14 protein-coding genes are annotated in these 16,910 nt (G+C 43.3%); 6 read left to right on the top strand and 8 right to left on the bottom strand.

The window, feature by feature from the left end; genetic code table 11:
• Positions 1 to 117: 117 nt before the first annotated feature.
• Positions 118 to 1,848 carry a cation:proton antiporter domain-containing protein gene (locus H3V01_RS02030; RefSeq protein WP_198185851.1) on the bottom strand — a complete coding sequence of 577 codons (1,731 nt, stop codon included), beginning with the start codon at positions 1,846 to 1,848 and terminating at the stop codon, positions 118 to 120.
• Between the two features lie 333 nt (positions 1,849 to 2,181).
• Between H3V01_RS02030 and H3V01_RS02025 the strand changes: the two genes are divergently transcribed.
• Positions 2,182 to 3,120, top strand: coding sequence for a Dyp-type peroxidase (locus H3V01_RS02025; RefSeq protein ID WP_198185850.1), 939 nt, complete (start codon positions 2,182 to 2,184; stop codon positions 3,118 to 3,120).
• Between the two features lie 104 nt (positions 3,121 to 3,224).
• Complete coding sequence (locus H3V01_RS02020; RefSeq protein ID WP_198185849.1) at positions 3,225 to 4,727, top strand: cation:proton antiporter; 1,503 nt, start codon at positions 3,225 to 3,227, stop codon at positions 4,725 to 4,727.
• Between the two features lie 65 nt (positions 4,728 to 4,792).
• On the opposite strand, the gene thrC is transcribed toward H3V01_RS02020, so the two are convergent.
• Both thrC and H3V01_RS02010 read right to left on the bottom strand, forming a co-directional pair.
• Complete coding sequence (thrC, locus tag H3V01_RS02015; RefSeq protein WP_198185848.1) at positions 4,793 to 6,208, bottom strand: threonine synthase; 1,416 nt, start codon at positions 6,206 to 6,208, stop codon at positions 4,793 to 4,795.
• Between the two features lie 38 nt (positions 6,209 to 6,246).
• Positions 6,247 to 6,594 carry a hypothetical protein gene (locus tag H3V01_RS02010; RefSeq protein WP_041880335.1) on the bottom strand — a complete coding sequence of 116 codons (348 nt, stop codon included), beginning with the start codon at positions 6,592 to 6,594 and terminating at the stop codon, positions 6,247 to 6,249.
• Between the two features lie 168 nt (positions 6,595 to 6,762).
• Between H3V01_RS02010 and H3V01_RS02005 the strand changes: the two genes are divergently transcribed.
• From H3V01_RS02005 to recX, 4 genes are all read left to right on the top strand, one after another.
• Positions 6,763 to 8,076 carry a replication-associated recombination protein A gene (locus H3V01_RS02005; protein WP_198185847.1) on the top strand — a complete coding sequence of 438 codons (1,314 nt, stop codon included), beginning with the start codon at positions 6,763 to 6,765 and terminating at the stop codon, positions 8,074 to 8,076.
• Positions 8,063 to 9,133 carry an aldose epimerase family protein gene (locus H3V01_RS02000; RefSeq protein WP_172397380.1) on the top strand — a complete coding sequence of 357 codons (1,071 nt, stop codon included), beginning with the start codon at positions 8,063 to 8,065 and terminating at the stop codon, positions 9,131 to 9,133. The genes H3V01_RS02005 and H3V01_RS02000 overlap by 14 nt, the downstream gene beginning before the upstream one ends.
• A gap of 158 nt (positions 9,134 to 9,291) precedes the next feature.
• Complete coding sequence (locus H3V01_RS01995; RefSeq protein WP_100125302.1) at positions 9,292 to 9,999, top strand: phosphoglycolate phosphatase; 708 nt, start codon at positions 9,292 to 9,294, stop codon at positions 9,997 to 9,999.
• Complete coding sequence (gene recX, locus H3V01_RS01990; protein ID WP_198185846.1) at positions 9,996 to 10,466, top strand: recombination regulator RecX; 471 nt, start codon at positions 9,996 to 9,998, stop codon at positions 10,464 to 10,466. The genes H3V01_RS01995 and recX overlap by 4 nt, the downstream gene beginning before the upstream one ends.
• 147 nt (positions 10,467 to 10,613) lie before the next feature.
• On the opposite strand, the gene panS is transcribed toward recX, so the two are convergent.
• From panS to aceF, 5 genes are all read right to left on the bottom strand, one after another.
• Positions 10,614 to 11,567, bottom strand: coding sequence for a ketopantoate/pantoate/pantothenate transporter PanS (gene panS / locus H3V01_RS01985; protein ID WP_198185845.1), 954 nt, complete (start codon positions 11,565 to 11,567; stop codon positions 10,614 to 10,616).
• Between the two features lie 32 nt (positions 11,568 to 11,599).
• Entirely contained in the window at positions 11,600 to 11,866 is a 267-nt protein-coding gene (gene rpsT, locus H3V01_RS01980; protein WP_025330392.1) for a 30S ribosomal protein S20, read from the bottom strand.
• 121 nt (positions 11,867 to 11,987) lie between these two features.
• Complete coding sequence (locus tag H3V01_RS01975) at positions 11,988 to 13,115, bottom strand: AI-2E family transporter (RefSeq protein ID WP_198185844.1); 1,128 nt, start codon at positions 13,113 to 13,115, stop codon at positions 11,988 to 11,990.
• Between the two features lie 273 nt (positions 13,116 to 13,388).
• On the bottom strand, positions 13,389 to 15,140 hold the full coding sequence (lpdA, locus tag H3V01_RS01970) for a dihydrolipoyl dehydrogenase (protein ID WP_084549993.1): 1,752 nt from the start codon (positions 15,138 to 15,140) through the stop codon (positions 13,389 to 13,391).
• A gap of 112 nt (positions 15,141 to 15,252) precedes the next feature.
• A complete protein-coding gene (aceF, locus tag H3V01_RS01965; RefSeq protein ID WP_198185843.1) occupies positions 15,253 to 16,893 on the bottom strand; it encodes a dihydrolipoyllysine-residue acetyltransferase in 1,641 nt (546 codons plus the stop codon).
• Positions 16,894 to 16,910: the final 17 nt, after the last annotated feature.

The raw sequence follows: 16,910 nt of genomic DNA, 5'->3' as shown, positions 1-16,910 counted from the left end.
AATATTAGATAATTATTGATTTACGCCTGTTTCAGAAAATATCATTCTCAGGATACTGGATTATTTTTAAAAACTAATAAAAAAATTATATTTTTCTATGGGAATCAATGCCAGTTTTCAGACCTGTCCGAATGCTTGCATAATTTCATTGGCCAGTACGAGCTGACTGTCAACAACTTTGGTTGCCCCTGCCTGAATAAACAACTGTTTGTCCTGTTCATATCTGCTGAATGTGACTATGTGCAGTTGCGGATTAAGTGCAATGGCAGCCTTTATAATTGATATCACTTCAGTTTTATTCTGAATAGTAATAATCAGATTTTTAGCCTGAGCAACAAATACAGCGTCCAGCATCCCATCTGATAATGCATGCCCATAGGCAACGGGTATCTGACGTGCACGCAACTCGGTAACAACTTCTAAACGATTTTCCTGTACATAGACTGTTTCATTACGTGCGTGCAAATGTCTGATTATTTCTTGTCCGACCGGGCCTGCACCCACCAACACTGTATGATCGCTCACCGCAGGAGCAATAGCCATATCTTCATCTACAAAATAGATTGAAACCGGCTTAATCGGTGCAGCTACTTTTGCATGAGGTTTATCCGATAATCGATTACTCTCGGACATAATGGTTATAGCAGAAGTTTTTTGCTGTGACTGTTTTTCCAGATAGCGGTTCAGCCAGACAAATAAAAACGGATTACAGATTATGGATATTAGTGCACTACCCAGAATCAGATCACTGGCTAATTGCGGCAAAATATTGTATACCGCGCCCAGACTGGCAATCATGAAGGAAAACTCACCGATCTGAGCCAGCGCAACAGCAATTGTTAGTGCAGTTTGAGGCGGATAGCCGAATACACGCACAATCAAAAATGCTCCCGCACTTTTACCTATTACCACCACTAATAAAGTGGCTAAGAGTAATAATGGATTACGGATAATAATACTAGGATCAAACAGCATACCCACTGAAACAAAAAACAGTACGGTAAAAAAATCACGTAAGCCGCCGGATGCTTCTTCAGCAGTGTGATTCATACTGGTTTCGCTGATGATGGCTCCGGCAAAAAAAGCACCTAGAGCAAACGAAACACCGAAGAAATAATTGGCCAGTATGGCACAGCCTAAAGCAATAGCAATGACAGCCAGACGAAACAACTCAGGACTTCCGGTGCTCACTACACGCTGTAAAGACCATGGAATTATTCTGCGACCAAGAAAAAGCATAACCAGTATAAATGCAATGATTTGTACTCCGGTTTTACCCAGCAAATAAAGCAAATTTGCACTGGAAACAACACCCTCTCCTGATAAAACCGGCGCCAGAGCCGGAATCATCACCAGCACAAACACCATGGCAATATCTTCAACAATCAGCCAGCCGGTGGCAATTCGCCCCTGTGTAGAATCCCCCAAATGCCAGCGCTGTAAAGCCGCTATTAAGACAACAGTTGAAGCACAAGATAGAGCCAATCCGAAGACGATACCGGCACCTGTAGTCCAGCCAGCCAGATAAGCAAGCAGCCAGCCAAGTAAAGTAGCCAGAATAATCTGGATAAGTGCGCCTGGTATTGCTACCCGCTTAACCGCAAGTAAATCGCGAATAGAAAAATGCAGCCCCACCCCAAACATCAGCAAAATCACGCCCAGTTCGGCCAATTGCTGTGATAAATGCATATCAGCAGTAAATCCTTTGGTATACGGTCCGACAATTATGCCGGCCAGCAAATAGCCGACCAGCGGGGGCATACGCAGCTTATGTGCAATATAACCGAGCACAAAGGCGAAAAATAAACCACCTACGATGGTTTCAACCAATGGAAATGAGTGATGCATTGCTTTCTCAGGGTAATAGTAAATAATAGTAAGCAATCTATACTAGCGGAAAAATATCAGCAAATAAAAGCTTTTATACGCTTTTAGGTTATAATTATCATATTTTATCGATAATTTTCATATCTTATGTATAAGTATCCCCATTTATTAATTGCGTTACTAAAACAGGCAGTGAGAAAAGCCGGATTTATTACTCGGTTCGGTTTTACAGTGCTGAACGTATTTACAGGCGATTTTTTATGACATGGTTAAAAATATCTAAATTCATGTCAGTTTTTACTTAATAACGTACGTTGATTTCATTATAATAATGGTTTAGGAAAGTATTTATTAATGACAATATACAGAACACCTTCAGTATTAGCTTATCCGGGTAAAAGTGCTTTATTTATTACGTTAGGGATACAGAATAATCAGGCAGCGATTACCAAGGTACTCGAATTTATTACTGGTTTTTCAGCGTTAGTACGCAGCATGCATGGCCGGTTTCATGATGAAAATTTTAATGCATTAATGGGGATTGGTTCGGAAGCATGGGACAAGCTGCGGCCGGGTAAACCAAAGCCTAAGGAACTGGTTCCTTTTACTGCTATTAAAGGCGAAAAACATACTGCCGTAGCGACAGCAGGCGATCTTTTCTTTCATATCCGTGCCGATCGTCAGGACATTTGTTATGAAATGGCCGCAATGATTGATGAATTACTGGCTGATGCGACTTATTCCATTGATGAAGTAAGTGGTTTCCGTTATCTGGATGGTCGCGCTATCATCGGTTTCGTTGACGGTACCGAAAATCCGGAAGATGTATCCAAAGCAGAATATGCTCTGGTGGGTGATGAAGATCCGTTATTCCGCAACGGCAGTTATGCTTTTACTCAGAAATATCTGCATAACATGCAGGCATGGCGGCAATTATCAGTAGAAGAACAGGAAAAAGTCATTGGCCGACGCCGTTTTAATGACATTGAGCTTTCTGATGAAGAAAAGCCGAAATCTGCACATAGTAACGTGAGTAAGGCTTATGATGCACAAGGCAATGAACTGAAAATTATTCGTGCCAATGTAGCATTTGCTCATCCGTCAAAAAATGAGTACGGTACGTTTTTTATCGGTTATGCACGTTCATTTGCAGTAACACGCCAAATGCTGCAGCATATGTTTACCGGAAATGACGAAGGTCACGTAGACCGTCTGCTGGATTTCAGTACACCGGTAAGCGGCAGTCTCTATTTTATTCCAGCACCTGATTTACTGGATGAATTTGATTCGTAAGTTATTATTGCAAGTTTTGATTCAAGGGGAACCTGCTACAAACTGCGACAGATTCGATTCATCAGCAACTTATTACAATACTTAAATAAAGGAAAACTGTTTGCATGGGTAGTGTACTTTTTTTACAGGCAATAACGGTTATTTTTTCACTGTCTATTGTCACCACATTATTAAATAAACGCTTATTTGACATGCCGCAGGCCATTGGCGTACCGATTGTTTCTGCGATTTTGGTATTTGCACTGCAATGGGGCATGAATTTATTCGGACGCAATCATTTTATCCATGTAGATATCATGGCGTTAAAGGCAGCCGTAAGTCATATTAATTTTTATGATTTTCTGGTAAACGGCGTAATCTGCTTTATCCTGACCTCCTCTGCTCTTAAATTTAAGATCTCTGATTTAAAGCGTTACTGGAGACAAATTCTGATTCTGGCCACTCTGGGATTATTGCTGTGTTCAGTGCTGTTTGGCGGTCTGCTATATGGGTTTCAGTTTCTGGTTGGCGATCATGTTCCTCTGCTGGTTCTGCTGTTACTGGGCTCTGCTCTGGGTGCAACAGACCCTATCGGTATTAAAGGCGTACTGAGCTCAGTACGTACCCCGCGCCATTTAATGGTTAAACTAGAAGGTGAATCATTATTCAATGATGCCATGTGTATCGTAGTATTCATGACCATTCTTACCCTGATTAATGGTCAGCACGTATCGCCTTTAGGTGTTATTGAAAATTTCTTCTATGAAATTGTTGTTGCCGTTATTATCGGGTTTATTTTCGGCATTGGCGCATTGCGCCTGTTGCATGGCAAACATGAAAATGAATCACTGATTCTGACAACAGCTTTGCTGGCTTCCGGTTCTTATCTGGTGGCTTATTTCGCTCATGCGTCCGGCCCGATTGCCTGTGTAGTCGGCGGTTTGATCGTTGGAAATAAATGGCAGGAAGTTTTACAGAAAAAAGAAATAGATGATGTTAATAACTTCTGGCACGCCGTAGAAGGCATCATCAATTCATTTCTGTTTACCTTAATCGGTCTGGAACTCTTTATCGTTGATATGAGCAAAACACTGGTTATCGGCGGTATTGTAGCTTTCGTATTACTGCATTTGAGCCGTTTTGCCGGAAACATACTGGCATTTATGTTGTTCCCGAAAGTATATAAGAAAAGCTACCATGGCAGCCTTACCATTTTGTCCTGGGGCGGTGTACGCGGTGGTATCTCTCTCGCCCTGATACTGGCTGTAGCCAATATGCCGGCATTGGCTAAATACAGCGATATTCTGGTTGGTTATACATTTATCTGTGTATTGCTTTCCGGTGTGGTATGCGGCCTTGGCTTACCGGAAATACTCAATGCATTCTATTACAACCCGAATGAACCTAAAACCGGGTTCAGGGGCTGGTATCAGCGCCAGTGCCACCGTTTCAACCGCAGCGGAGTGATGTACACCATTGAGGATCGTTCTGACGGGTCAGAATACATTTCTGTCTATAATCCTGTTGCAGTAGCCACTGCAGCCGCTAATCCAAGTGAAGAAATTGCGCTGACTCCTGAAGAATTAAAACAGAAAGTAGATAAACTGGAAAATCCGGATAATTTCTAACCTGAAAAACTAAGGCCGGCATAACCATGCCGGCCTTTAATATTTAAAAACGCTTACGTCTACTTTTATTTATCCAATTGTGTCTCCACAAACCGTTTAACCGCAGCTGCATCATTATCCATCACGGTAACATGCTGTGGTAAATCTTCCAATCCGTCTAAATTATCCGGGCGCGGTATGGTTACATCACTTCCGACTGCCTCATGAATGGTCTGTGCAAATTTAGCTGCCAGAGCAGTTTCCAGACACACAATGATTTCGCCGGCTTCGCGCAACTGTCGCGCTACCTTCACACCATCTGCTGTATGCGGATCAATCAGTTCATTGTCTTCCCGATACACCTGAGCAATGGTTTGCAAACGATCAGCATGAGTACTTTTACCAGCAGCAAAACCATACTGATGCTGAATTTTATTCAGCATATGGCTTAAATCAAATCCCTCACCAGCTGCAACTTGCTGCCAGAGTTTTTGCACATGGGAACCATCATGGTCAAGCAAATCATAAACAAAGCGTTCAAAATTGGAAGCCTTGGAAATATCCATAGACGGGCTTGAAGTAACAAATGTATGTGCCGCATCACGGGGACGATAATGGCCGGTATTGAAAAATTCATTCAACACATCATTTTCATTTGTAGCAACAATCAGACGATGAATAGGCAGACCCATGCTTCGGGCAATATGTCCTGCGAGCACATTACCAAAATTACCACTGGGTACGCAGAATGAAACTTTCTGTTCATTTGTGCTGGTAGCTGCAAAATAGCCCTTAAAGTAATACACCACCTGCGCAACAATACGCCCCCAGTTGATAGAATTAACTGTACTTAAATGATAGTGTGCCTTAAAAGCATGATCATTCTGCAGCGCTTTTACAATATCCTGGCAATCATCGAACATGCCTTTAACAGCAATATTAAAAATGTTACTGTCTTTCAGGCTATACATCTGAGCACGCTGGAAATCACTCATTTTTCCATATGGAGACAACATAAATACATTTACCCGCTTTTTGCCGCGCAGAGCATACTCAGCAGCAGAACCGGTATCGCCACTGGTGGCGCCGATAATATTCAGAAAGCGGTTTTCACGTTCCAGCACATACTCAAACAAATTACCCAATAATTGCATGGCCATATCTTTAAATGCCAGCGTCGGACCATTTGAAAGTCCTTCAATCAGAATTCCATCATGCAAAGTTCTGACCGGAGTAATCTCATTACTTCCGAATATTTCTTTTGTATATGTCTTATTAACTATCTTCTGTAAATCTGCTTTAGGAATATCAGTAGCAAACAGACTGATAATCTGCATAGCTAGTTCAGCATAACTTAATGACCGCCACTCATGAAGAGTAAATGTATCAATATGCGGATAGCTTTGTGGTAATAATAAACCACCGTCATCTGCCAGACCTGCCATTAATGCCTGACTAAAACTTTTTGGCGCGGTCTGCCCTCTGGTACTAATGTATTTCATTGTTTCTCCCGTATGATTTAATCATATTTGAGCTATAGTTAATAACGCTGGAATCTTATCCTGCATACTCTGGCCTGAGATACAGTAAATTCACGCACTCTTTGCTGACGAACCTGCGGATCGACCATTTTTGCAATTTCTTTAATACTGAGTTTTCGACTTGCATGTACTGCAATACAGTTACAATCCTTTTGACTGATTCTTTTGATGATAAATAATTCTGTCAACTGTTTATTTACCGATTGACCAAACTGACGCTGACATTCCTGATCGATCATATATCTGCCAATACCAGATATCAGCCCGTATTCTGATTTTCTGTCATAATTTATATAAGCCCCTATCACTACAACTATAAAAACCAGAAAAAACAATATTTTACTCATATAATTTCTTCAGCTGGATTAAATTTAAGTCTAGAATACAACTTTTCTTATTTATACAATATATAACCATACTGATTATACCTATAATCCAATGGTTATCAGCCCTGCAAAGTTTACATAATCAGGTACAATATATTACACGAATTATCGTGTACTGAATGACACGTTATGGATTTATTTAATCAGAAACCTTTACCACCACTGGCAGAACAGTTACGCCCGAAAAATCTGAACGAAGTAATCGGGCAGCAACACCTGATTGGTGCCGGTAAACCTCTGCGTGTTGCTGTAGAAACCGGACATCTGCATTCCATGCTGTTATGGGGTCCTCCCGGCGTGGGTAAAACCACTCTGGCACGGATTCTGGCACAAAGCTTTAATGCTCTGTTTATTCCTTTATCAGCGGTTTTTTCCGGAGTAAAAGAAATCCGTACTGCGGTTGAAAAAGCTCAGATGGCTTTACAACAGGGACAACGCACCATACTTTTTGTCGATGAAGTACATCGCTTTAATAAATCACAGCAGGATGCATTTTTACCTTATGTCGAAAACGGCTTATTTACTTTTATAGGCGCTACAACAGAAAATCCTTCTTTTGAGGTTAATCCGGCACTGCTAAGCCGATCACAGGTGTATACCCTGCACTCACTCAGCATTGAAGAACTGAAACAATTGCAAAATAAAGTTTTCAGCCTGCCTGAGTTTCAATCATTCAGTATCAGTTCGGATGCACAGACATTAATCCTTAACAGCGCTGATGGTGATGGCCGGCGTTTTCTGAATTTACTCGAACAACTGATCCATACCGCACAAGCACAGCAGCAAACTGAAATCAGCGCAGAGTTAACTGCCGGCAGTCTTGGCACGCAATTACGCCGTTTTGATAAAGGCGGCGACAGCTTCTACGAACAGATTTCTGCACTGCATAAATCAGTACGCGGATCTCATCCGAATGCCGCTTTGTACTGGTTTACCCGGATGCTGGATGGTGGTGCTGATCCCCGCTATCTGGCAAGACGTATAATCCGTATGGCATGGGAAGATATTGGTCTGGCTGATCCAAGAGCGATGCAAATAGCCAATGATGCAGCGCAGACTTTTGAACGACTTGGCAGCCCTGAAGGGGAACTGGCTCTGGCGCAGGCAGTACTGTATCTGGCGTGTGCAGCAAAAAGCAATGCCGGTTATCTTGCGTATAACGAAGCCTGTGCTTTTGTCAAAAAACACCCGTCTAATGAAGTACCGGTTCATTTACGCAATGCACCGACTAAGTTAATGAAAGAGCTGGGCTACGGGCGTGAATACCGCTATGCCCATGATGAACCTAATGCCTATGCAGCCGGAGAAACCTACATGCCTGAAGGGATGGATGAACCGGCATTCTATCAGCCGGTAGCTCGCGGGCTGGAAATTAAAATCGCCGAAAAACTGGCGTTCTTACATAATCTTGATGAAGAGGCCGGACAGAATGAAATCAAATGAACATTCATTATGTACGATTAGTACTCAGCCATTCGGTTTGGTAGACGGTGAAAGTGCCACATTGTGGACACTGACAAACAGTCAGGGGATGCAGGTATCTGTTATGGATTTCGGTGCCATAGTTACCTCGATCATCATGCCTGACAGAGATTGCAATCCTGTGCAATGTGTTCTGGGTTTCAATAATGCTGAGGATTATGCCAGCACCAGTTATCGTGCCAGCAATCCCCATCTGGGCGCTGTAATCGGACGGCATGCCGGACGCATCAGCTTTGCCCATGCACCGCTTAACCATGAACTGCTCCATCTGACTGCTAATCAGGGAGAACATCATATGCATGGCGGATATACTGGTTTTGATCAGAAGTGGTGGAAAGTATGTGCTACCCACAATGATGAACATTGCGCTTCGGTTACCATGCAGCTTTTTAGTGCCGATGGTGAAGAAGGCTATCCGGGTAACCTGAATGTACAGGTATGCTATACCCTGACAGTAAATAACGAACTGAATATTGATTTCAGCGCTGAATCAGATCGTGATACTTTAATTAATCTGACTCAGCATAGTTATTTTAATCTGGCTCTGAGAGAAAGCACGATCAGCGAACATCAGTTATGGCTGTTACCACAAGAAGTCATCGTGACTGATAAAGAAATGATACCAACTGGTGATATTCATAAAGCACCGGCAACGCTTGATTTCCATTCAGCACGTCCCATAGGCAGCAGCATTATTGATACGGCCTATGTATTACCTCCAAATTCAACAAACAACATTGTTGCGCGCTTAAGTGCTCCGGATACCGGTTTGTCCATGGCGGTAAAAACAGATGCGCCTGTAATGGTGGTCTATAATGCCCAAAATCTGCCTGAGCAGCAGATACCGGCACGTAAATCACTTCTGCCATTTGCAGCAATCTGTTTTGAACCGCAAGGCTATACAGATGCTCCGAATCACCATGCATTTCCGAATAATATTCTGCATGCCGGTACAAAGTTTAAACAGCATATAGCTTATATATTCAGCCGTGATCCCATTCAGCCAGTTATAAACTAACTGCAATTGGATTAATTGTCTGTAGTTTTATCCGGCTATGTCTGAACCTAAATAATACCAGATTGCTAAACAGAGTAAATATACTGCTACCGGCAGCCTTACTGGTTATTTGAACATGATAAAATAAGCATGTCTTTTACCCAATCAATAAGCCAATCATGAAATGGAATGATATTCATGCCATAGCATTCGATCTGGATGGTACCCTGGTCGATTCAATCGCCGATTTATGTGCTGCTGCCAATCATATGCGCGCGGAACTAGGACTGCCATCATTGCCAGAATCTGAACTGACTACCTATGTAGGTGACGGTTTATCCAGCCTTGTACACCGGGCTCTCAGTGGTAATCGGGACGGTCTGGTGGATGAAACAATCTGGACACAGGGATTTACTGCTTTTATTTCCTATTACCGTACTCATTTAAGTGTCCACACCCGCCCCTATCCTGAAGTAGAAACCGCACTGGCATTATTCCGTGCCCGTGGTTTGCCTTTAGCAGTAATCACAAATAAAAATGAAATTCTGGCAGTGGAATTATTATGTGAGCTTGGATTGGCTGATTCATTCAGTTTGGTTGTGGGTGGTGATACACTGGCTGAAAAAAAACCCTCTCCTATGCCTTTATTGCACACAGCAGAAGTATTAGGCGTACCCGTCGGCAATTTACTGATGGTTGGTGACTCTGCTAATGATATTCTGGCAGCTAAAGCAGCCGGAGCTTTAAGCTGTGGCGTCACATGGGGTTATGCAGATATGGCACAGCTGGCAAAAAACACACAGACTAAACCGGATATTATTGTTGATCATCTGCCTCAGATTGATGATGGCATACGTCATCATGCTAACAGCGAAATCCGCGCATGAAGCAAAAAATCAGTTTACGTGCCCGTGCCATTACTCTACTGGCACGGCGGGAAATCAGCAGAGCTGAGCTGGCACGTAAGCTGCATCCTTATGCAGATGAAAACGACAATCTTGAAGCATTACTGGATGAACTGGCACAAAAGCACTGGCAGTCAGATGAGCGATATACGGAAACTTATATCAATAGTAAAAGCCGGCTGCATGGTAATCTGCGTTTAGAGCAAAGCCTGAAGCAAAAAGGTGTTGATGCAGCTCTGATTGCAGATTATTTACCGGACAGAGAACAACAGACAAATAATGCTATAGCTGTTTTGCAAAAAAAATATCGCCAGCCTCCCGCTGACTTAAAAGAAAAACATAAATGTATGCATTTTCTTGCTTACCGCGGTTTTAGTATGGATATTATTCACTCAGCTATCCGTCAGGCGTGGGCTGATACTTCGCTGCCTGACGAAGATGAATACTGATTATAATGTCAGGTGTTGACAGCACATCCTGAAAATACAAAATTTCGTATATATACAAAATCAATACCTGTACATTTAATTCAGCAAAGCATTATTCAATAAAAAAAGCCCAGACTAATAACCGGGCTTTTTGGTATATCAAATTAATTAATGTAAACTAACATCTTCACGTTTCACATGGTCGTTACTTGTACCTGTAGGCTTTCCCGACCAGTAGCTGGCGAGAAATGAACCGGAAATATTATGCCATAATGAAAATATTGCGCCCGGTAAAGCAGCCATCGAACCAAAAAAGTTAGATCCCAATACTGCTGCCAGACCAGAATTCTGCATCCCTACTTCCAGAGCCAGTGTGCGACAGATGGATTTATCAAAACCAAACAACCGTCCACCCCAGTAACCGCCAATCAGCCCTAAAGCATTATGCAAAATCACACCAATAACAACAATTACCGTCTTTATTCCGATTTTATCGCTGCTTAATGACACCACAGTTGATAGCACAATAATAATCATACACATCGTTAGCAGTGGCAGTGAAGGTATAATTTTTTTTACCAGTTTCGGCGCAAAATAATTAATGCTTACCCCTATAGCAATAGGTAAGGCAACAATCAGCAAAATTTCCCTGAGCATATTGACGACAGGTACTTCAATTGATGCTGCTATATAAAGTTTTGCCAATAGTGGTGTAGCAAAAATGCCCACTACAGTAGACAAGGCACTGATTGTGACAGACAGTGCAACATCACCTTTGGATAAAAACACCATCACATTCGAAGCAGTACCACTGGCCACACACCCTACCAGCACCATTCCTGCCTGCAATTCTGGCGACATGTTCAGCAATCTGGCAATCAGCCATGCGGCCAGTGGCATAATCAGATAATGCAGACCAATACCTGCCGCAATAGGCGCCGGCCGCTTCAATACCCGGGTAAAATCCTCAATTCTCAGCGTCATGCCCATGGATAGCATCACCAGCATCAGCATTTCAGAGATATGAGATTTCAGAGGAATAAAAACGGCAGGATTATAATAGGCAAAGATAGAACATAAGGCTGCCCACAATGGGAACAGCCTTGTGATAATAGCAATCATGAGAATCGTCTCATGCAATGACAAAAATCAGCTTAAGCAGCCATAGCCTTGATTTTGGCAGCCAGACGGCTTTTATGACGTGCAGCTTTATTTTTATGGAAAACACCTTTATCAGCAATGCGATCAATCACTTTTACGCTCTCGCTGTAGGTAACCTGAGCAGCTGCTTTGTCACCAGCTTCAACGGCTTTCAATACTTTTTTAACCGCAGTGCGAAAAGCGGTACGCAAGCTAGCGTTATGGGCACGTTGTTTCAGTGCCTGACGGGCGCGCTTACGAGATTGTGCACTATTGGCCATCAATATCTCCTAACATACATATACAAATTATGAAACGCAGAATTTTAATGACTTCACAGCATAAATGCAAGTACCGGTGTTGTTTTTTCAGCAGGCAACATATAAAAACAAGAAGCCAAGATTATCTGTCCTGCTGTGTTTTTTCATCCTTGATTATGCTATTTTCCGGCAATTTGCGGAAATACTCACTTCTCCAGTACGCCTGAGTTCCTTCCCGAATCAATACCAGACATATAGCAGCCAGTGGTAACGCCAGCAGCATACCGACAAAACCAAGTAACTGCCCGAATGCCATCAATGAGAAAATAACCCAGAACGGCGACAGACCAATTCTGTCGCCCACAATTTTCGGAGTGACAAAGAAACTTTCCAGAAACTGACCAATGGCAAATACACCCCAGACAAGTAATAGTCCTGTCCAGCCATCAAACTGCAACAATGCTGCCAGCGTGGCCAGCAGCAAACCGGTAAAAGCACCCAGATAAGGCACAAACACCAGTAAACCGGCAACCATACCTATGGCAAATCCGGATTCCAGCCCTACCAATGCCAGCCCCAGACCATAAACCATGCCCATAATTACCATTACCAGCAATTCGCCGCGAAGGAATTCGCCCAATACCGTATCCATATTGGTAGCGATACGATTATAAGTAGGTAAGGCACGGCGCGGAATCAGATGACGGATACCGGAGGTCCAGCGATTCCAGTCCAGCAGAAAATAATATAAAAGAAAAGGCAGTAACAGCAGATTGGTCACCCACTCTACCATACCACTGCTATGCTGCCATACTACAGGTAAAACTTTTGAAGCGGCATCTTTAATACTGGCATTATGAGTTTGAATCCATTGTGCTACATACTTGGACATATAATCCGCATCCCAGCGGATACGGATATGAAATGTCTGATTAAGCCATGGAACAAGACTGTGATGCACCCAGTCAAGAAAAGCAGGCAGTTTCTCATAAATACTGTCCAGCAAATTAATCAGCATCGGTATCACAATCAGCAGCAAAATCACAATAACACTCAGTCCCAGAAACATCACCAACATTGCTGCCAGCGAGCGGGAAATCTTAAGACTATGCAGTTTTACTACCAGCGGATTTAAAATATAGGCCAGTACTCCGGCTGCGGCAAAAGGCATTAAAATCGGTTTTAGCCCTATAAATAGACCGATGGTTGCCAGCAGTACCAACCCTCCTATAATCCAGGGGGCAATACCAGAAGAGGTTTTGCTGTTCATATTCATTCAATTACACTCATACTAATTAATAAAAATATAAGCTCACAGCAATACACGGATAGTGATTTATCAGCATATTTATTTTGATAATAGCTGAATAAGCGCAGTACTGGAATGTCTAAATGTAACTTACGTATCAGATACTGATATTTTTTTGCAAATATTATTCAATTTAACCAGCTGATTTAATCAATTGTTTCCGAATTTACCCTTTTTCCAATAAAAAAGCTGTCCGGAAAAATCGGACAGCTTGTGACATAAGAATTTTAGTTCTTACTTTTTACGCTGTGGTGGCAGATCAGTACACGTACCCATAGCGACTTCAGCCGCCATACCTATTGATTCACCCAGCGTCGGATGAGGATGGATGGTGCGACCGATATCATCTGCATCACAACCCATTTCAATAGCCAGACAGATTTCACCAATCATATCGCCAGCACTCGGACCAACAATTGCACCGCCGATTATCAGTCCACTGTCGGCGTCAAAAATCAGCTTAGTTGCACCCTCACTGCAACCATTGGCTACAGCACGGCCGGAAGCAGCCCAGGGGAATACAGATTTAGTGATTTTTACCCCGTCTTTTTTCGCCTGATCTTCTGTCATGCCTACCCATGCAACTTCCGGATTGGTATAAGCCACTCCGGGGATAACACGTGCATCAAAATACGCCTGATGACCGGCACAATTTTCAGCAGCCACATGGGCTTCATGTACAGCCTTATGCGCCAGCATCGGCTGACCCACAATATCACCTATGGCAAAAATATGCGGTACATTAGTACGCATCTGCTTATCTACATTAATAAACCCGCGTTCTGTAACGGCCACTCCAGCGTTTTCTGCGCCTATCAGTTTGCCATTGGGTGCACGACCTGCTGCAACCAGAACCAAATCATAGCGTTGCGGCTGTGTCGGAGCTTTAGCGCCTTCAAATGTCACGTAAATACCATCTTCTTTAGCTTCAACAGCTGTGGTTTTGGTATTCAGCATAATATTATCAAAACGATGTTCGTTTTTCTTCTGCCAGATTCTGACCATATCACGGTCAGCACCCTGCATCAGACCATCCATCATTTCTACCACATCCAGACGTGCGCCCAGTGTGCTGTACACTGTACCCATTTCCAGACCAATAATACCGCCGCCGATTATCAGCATTTTTTCCGGCACAAATTTCAGTGCCAGAGCGCCTGTTGAATCAACAATGCGCGGATCTTCAGGAATAAACGGTAAATTAACTACGCGACTGCCGGCAGCAATAATGGTATTTTTAAAAGCCAGTGTTCTGGTTTCACCGGTTTCAACACGTCCTTCACCTGAAGTCAGTTTGACTTCAATATGATGCGGATCGATATAGCGACCATTACCGCGAATAATATCAACTTTACGGGTTTTAGCCATGCCAGCCAGACCGCCGGTCATTCTCGCTACTACTTTTTCCTTGTAGCTGCGCAACTGGTCGATATCAATTTTTGGTGCCGGATACTCAATACCATTGGCTTTCAGTTCTTTAACTTCATCGATTACAGCTGCATTATGCAGTAAAGCTTTGGATGGAATGCAACCAACATTCAAACAAACACCACCCAAAGTTGCATAACGTTCCACGATGGCAACTTTCAGGCCTTCATCAGCTGCGGCAAAAGCTGCAGAATACCCACCCGGGCCGCCGCCAAGTACAACAACATCGTACTCAGCATCACTGCTGCCGGAGTAACTGGCTGCCTGAGGTGCTGCTATCGGTGCACTTTCAGCTGCAGGAGCACTTGCTGCCGGTTTAGCTGCAGCTTCTACTACTGCAATCACACCACCTTCAGAAATTTTATCACCAACTTTAACTTTAACCTCTTTCACCACACCGGCTGTTTCTGCCGGTACATCCATCGTGGCTTTATCTGTTTCCAGCGTAATCAGTGTGTCATCTACCGCAACGGTATCGCCCGGTTTGATTTCTACCGCAATAATATCGACATCTTTATAATTGCCGATATCCGGTACTTTCAATTCAATTAAGCTCATGGTCTTACCTTTTGCCTGACTGTTGCATCAGATACAACAGTAATTGCCTGTATTTCATGTATACAGGCTGCCAGAAACCAATCTGTTTTCAGGCAGCCTGTTATTTAAAAACTTACAGAGATACGCGGCGGAAATCAGCCAGCAGCTGGCTGATAAATACCAGAAAACGCATACCGGCCGCACCATCAATCACACGGTGGTCAAAAGACAGAGACAGCGGGCATTGTAAGCGCGGCTCAAATTCCTTACCATTCCAGGTCGGTTTGATCTGTGATTTACAAACGCCCAGAATAGCCACTTCCGGTGCATTAACAATAGGCGTAAAGCCTGTACCGCCAATACCGCCTAAAGAAGAAATGGTGAAAGAAGCGCCTTGCATTTCCTGAGGTTTCAGCTTGCCTTCACGGGCACGCTTACTCATATCAGCCAGTTCTTGCGTGATTTCTTTCAGACCTTTCTGGTCAGCGTTTTTAATAACTGGCACAACCAGACCATTCGGCGTATCAGCGGCAAAGCCGATATGAATGTATTTCTTCAGAATCAGGTTATCACCATCAAGCGAAGAATTAAATTCAGGGAATTCCTGTAATGCTTTCACGCAGGCCAGAATAATGAAAGCCAGTGGAGATACTTTAATACCTGCACGCTCCCATTCTTTATTCAGCTGTTTACGGAAAGCTTCCAGATCTGTCATGTCTGCATCTTCATGCAAGGTAACATGAGGAATCATTACCCAGTTACGAGCCAGATTCTGACCGGAGATTTTCTTGATTCGTGACAGTTCTTTAACTTCAATTTCGCCAAATTTGCTGAAATCTACTTTAGGCCATGGCAATAAATCCAGTCCTCCTCCGAGAGAAGCACCACTACCACCCTGCTCAACCTTCTGCATAACCGATTTAACAAATTCACGCAGATCAACAGGGGTAATGCGCCCTTTACGCCCACTACCAGTTACACGTCCTAAATCTACGCCAAGTTCACGAGCCAGTTTGCGTACAGACGGGCTGGCATGGGCTTTTTCAAAACCTTTCTCATCAATATCAGAGCTGCCAAAAGCCTGAGGCACGTGGCTTTTGATTTCGGCCCGTAACTCGTTATTTTCAGCAGATGGTGTGGCAGCAACCTGTTTTTTGATTTCAGAAGCTTCTTTTTGTTCCGGCGTTAACGGTGCGGCAGTAGTACTTGCCGGAGCAACAGCCACTTCAATCAGAGCACTTCCTTCTGATACTTTATCGCCTACTTTTACATGTACAGCCGTTACTTTACCGGCAACAGTAGACGGTACATCCATCGTCGCTTTATCAGTTTCCAGGGTAACCAGTGTCTGATCAACAGCCACATCATCACCAACCTTAATATCTACTTCAATTACATCAACATTCGAGAAATTACCGATGTCCGGTACTTTCACAGCAACAGACTGAGCAGCTGTACCGGCTGCTTCGGTAGTTGTTGCCTTAACCGGAGCTTCAGTAGTGGTACCGGCAGATGAAGATGCACTTGCGGCAGCAGAAGTTTCTACTTTCACAATCACATTACCTTCAGATACTTTATCACCTACTTTAACCAGGACTTCTTTCACCACACCAGCCTTATCAGCAGGAACGTCCATAGTGGCTTTATCTGTTTCAAGCGTAATCAGGGTATCGTCTACCGCAATGCTATCGCCAACTTTGACCGCCACGTCAATAACATCGACACCGGTATAATTACCGATATCAGGCACTTTTATTTCTACAATCTGACTCATCATTATGTCCTTTGATG

Origin of the sequence: Snodgrassella sp. M0351 (assembly GCF_016100575.1) — a bacterium.
GTDB lineage: Bacteria > Pseudomonadota > Gammaproteobacteria > Burkholderiales > Neisseriaceae > Snodgrassella > Snodgrassella alvi.
The sequence above is the reverse complement of the archived record's forward strand: the minus strand, read 5'-3'. Positions and strand labels throughout refer to the sequence as shown.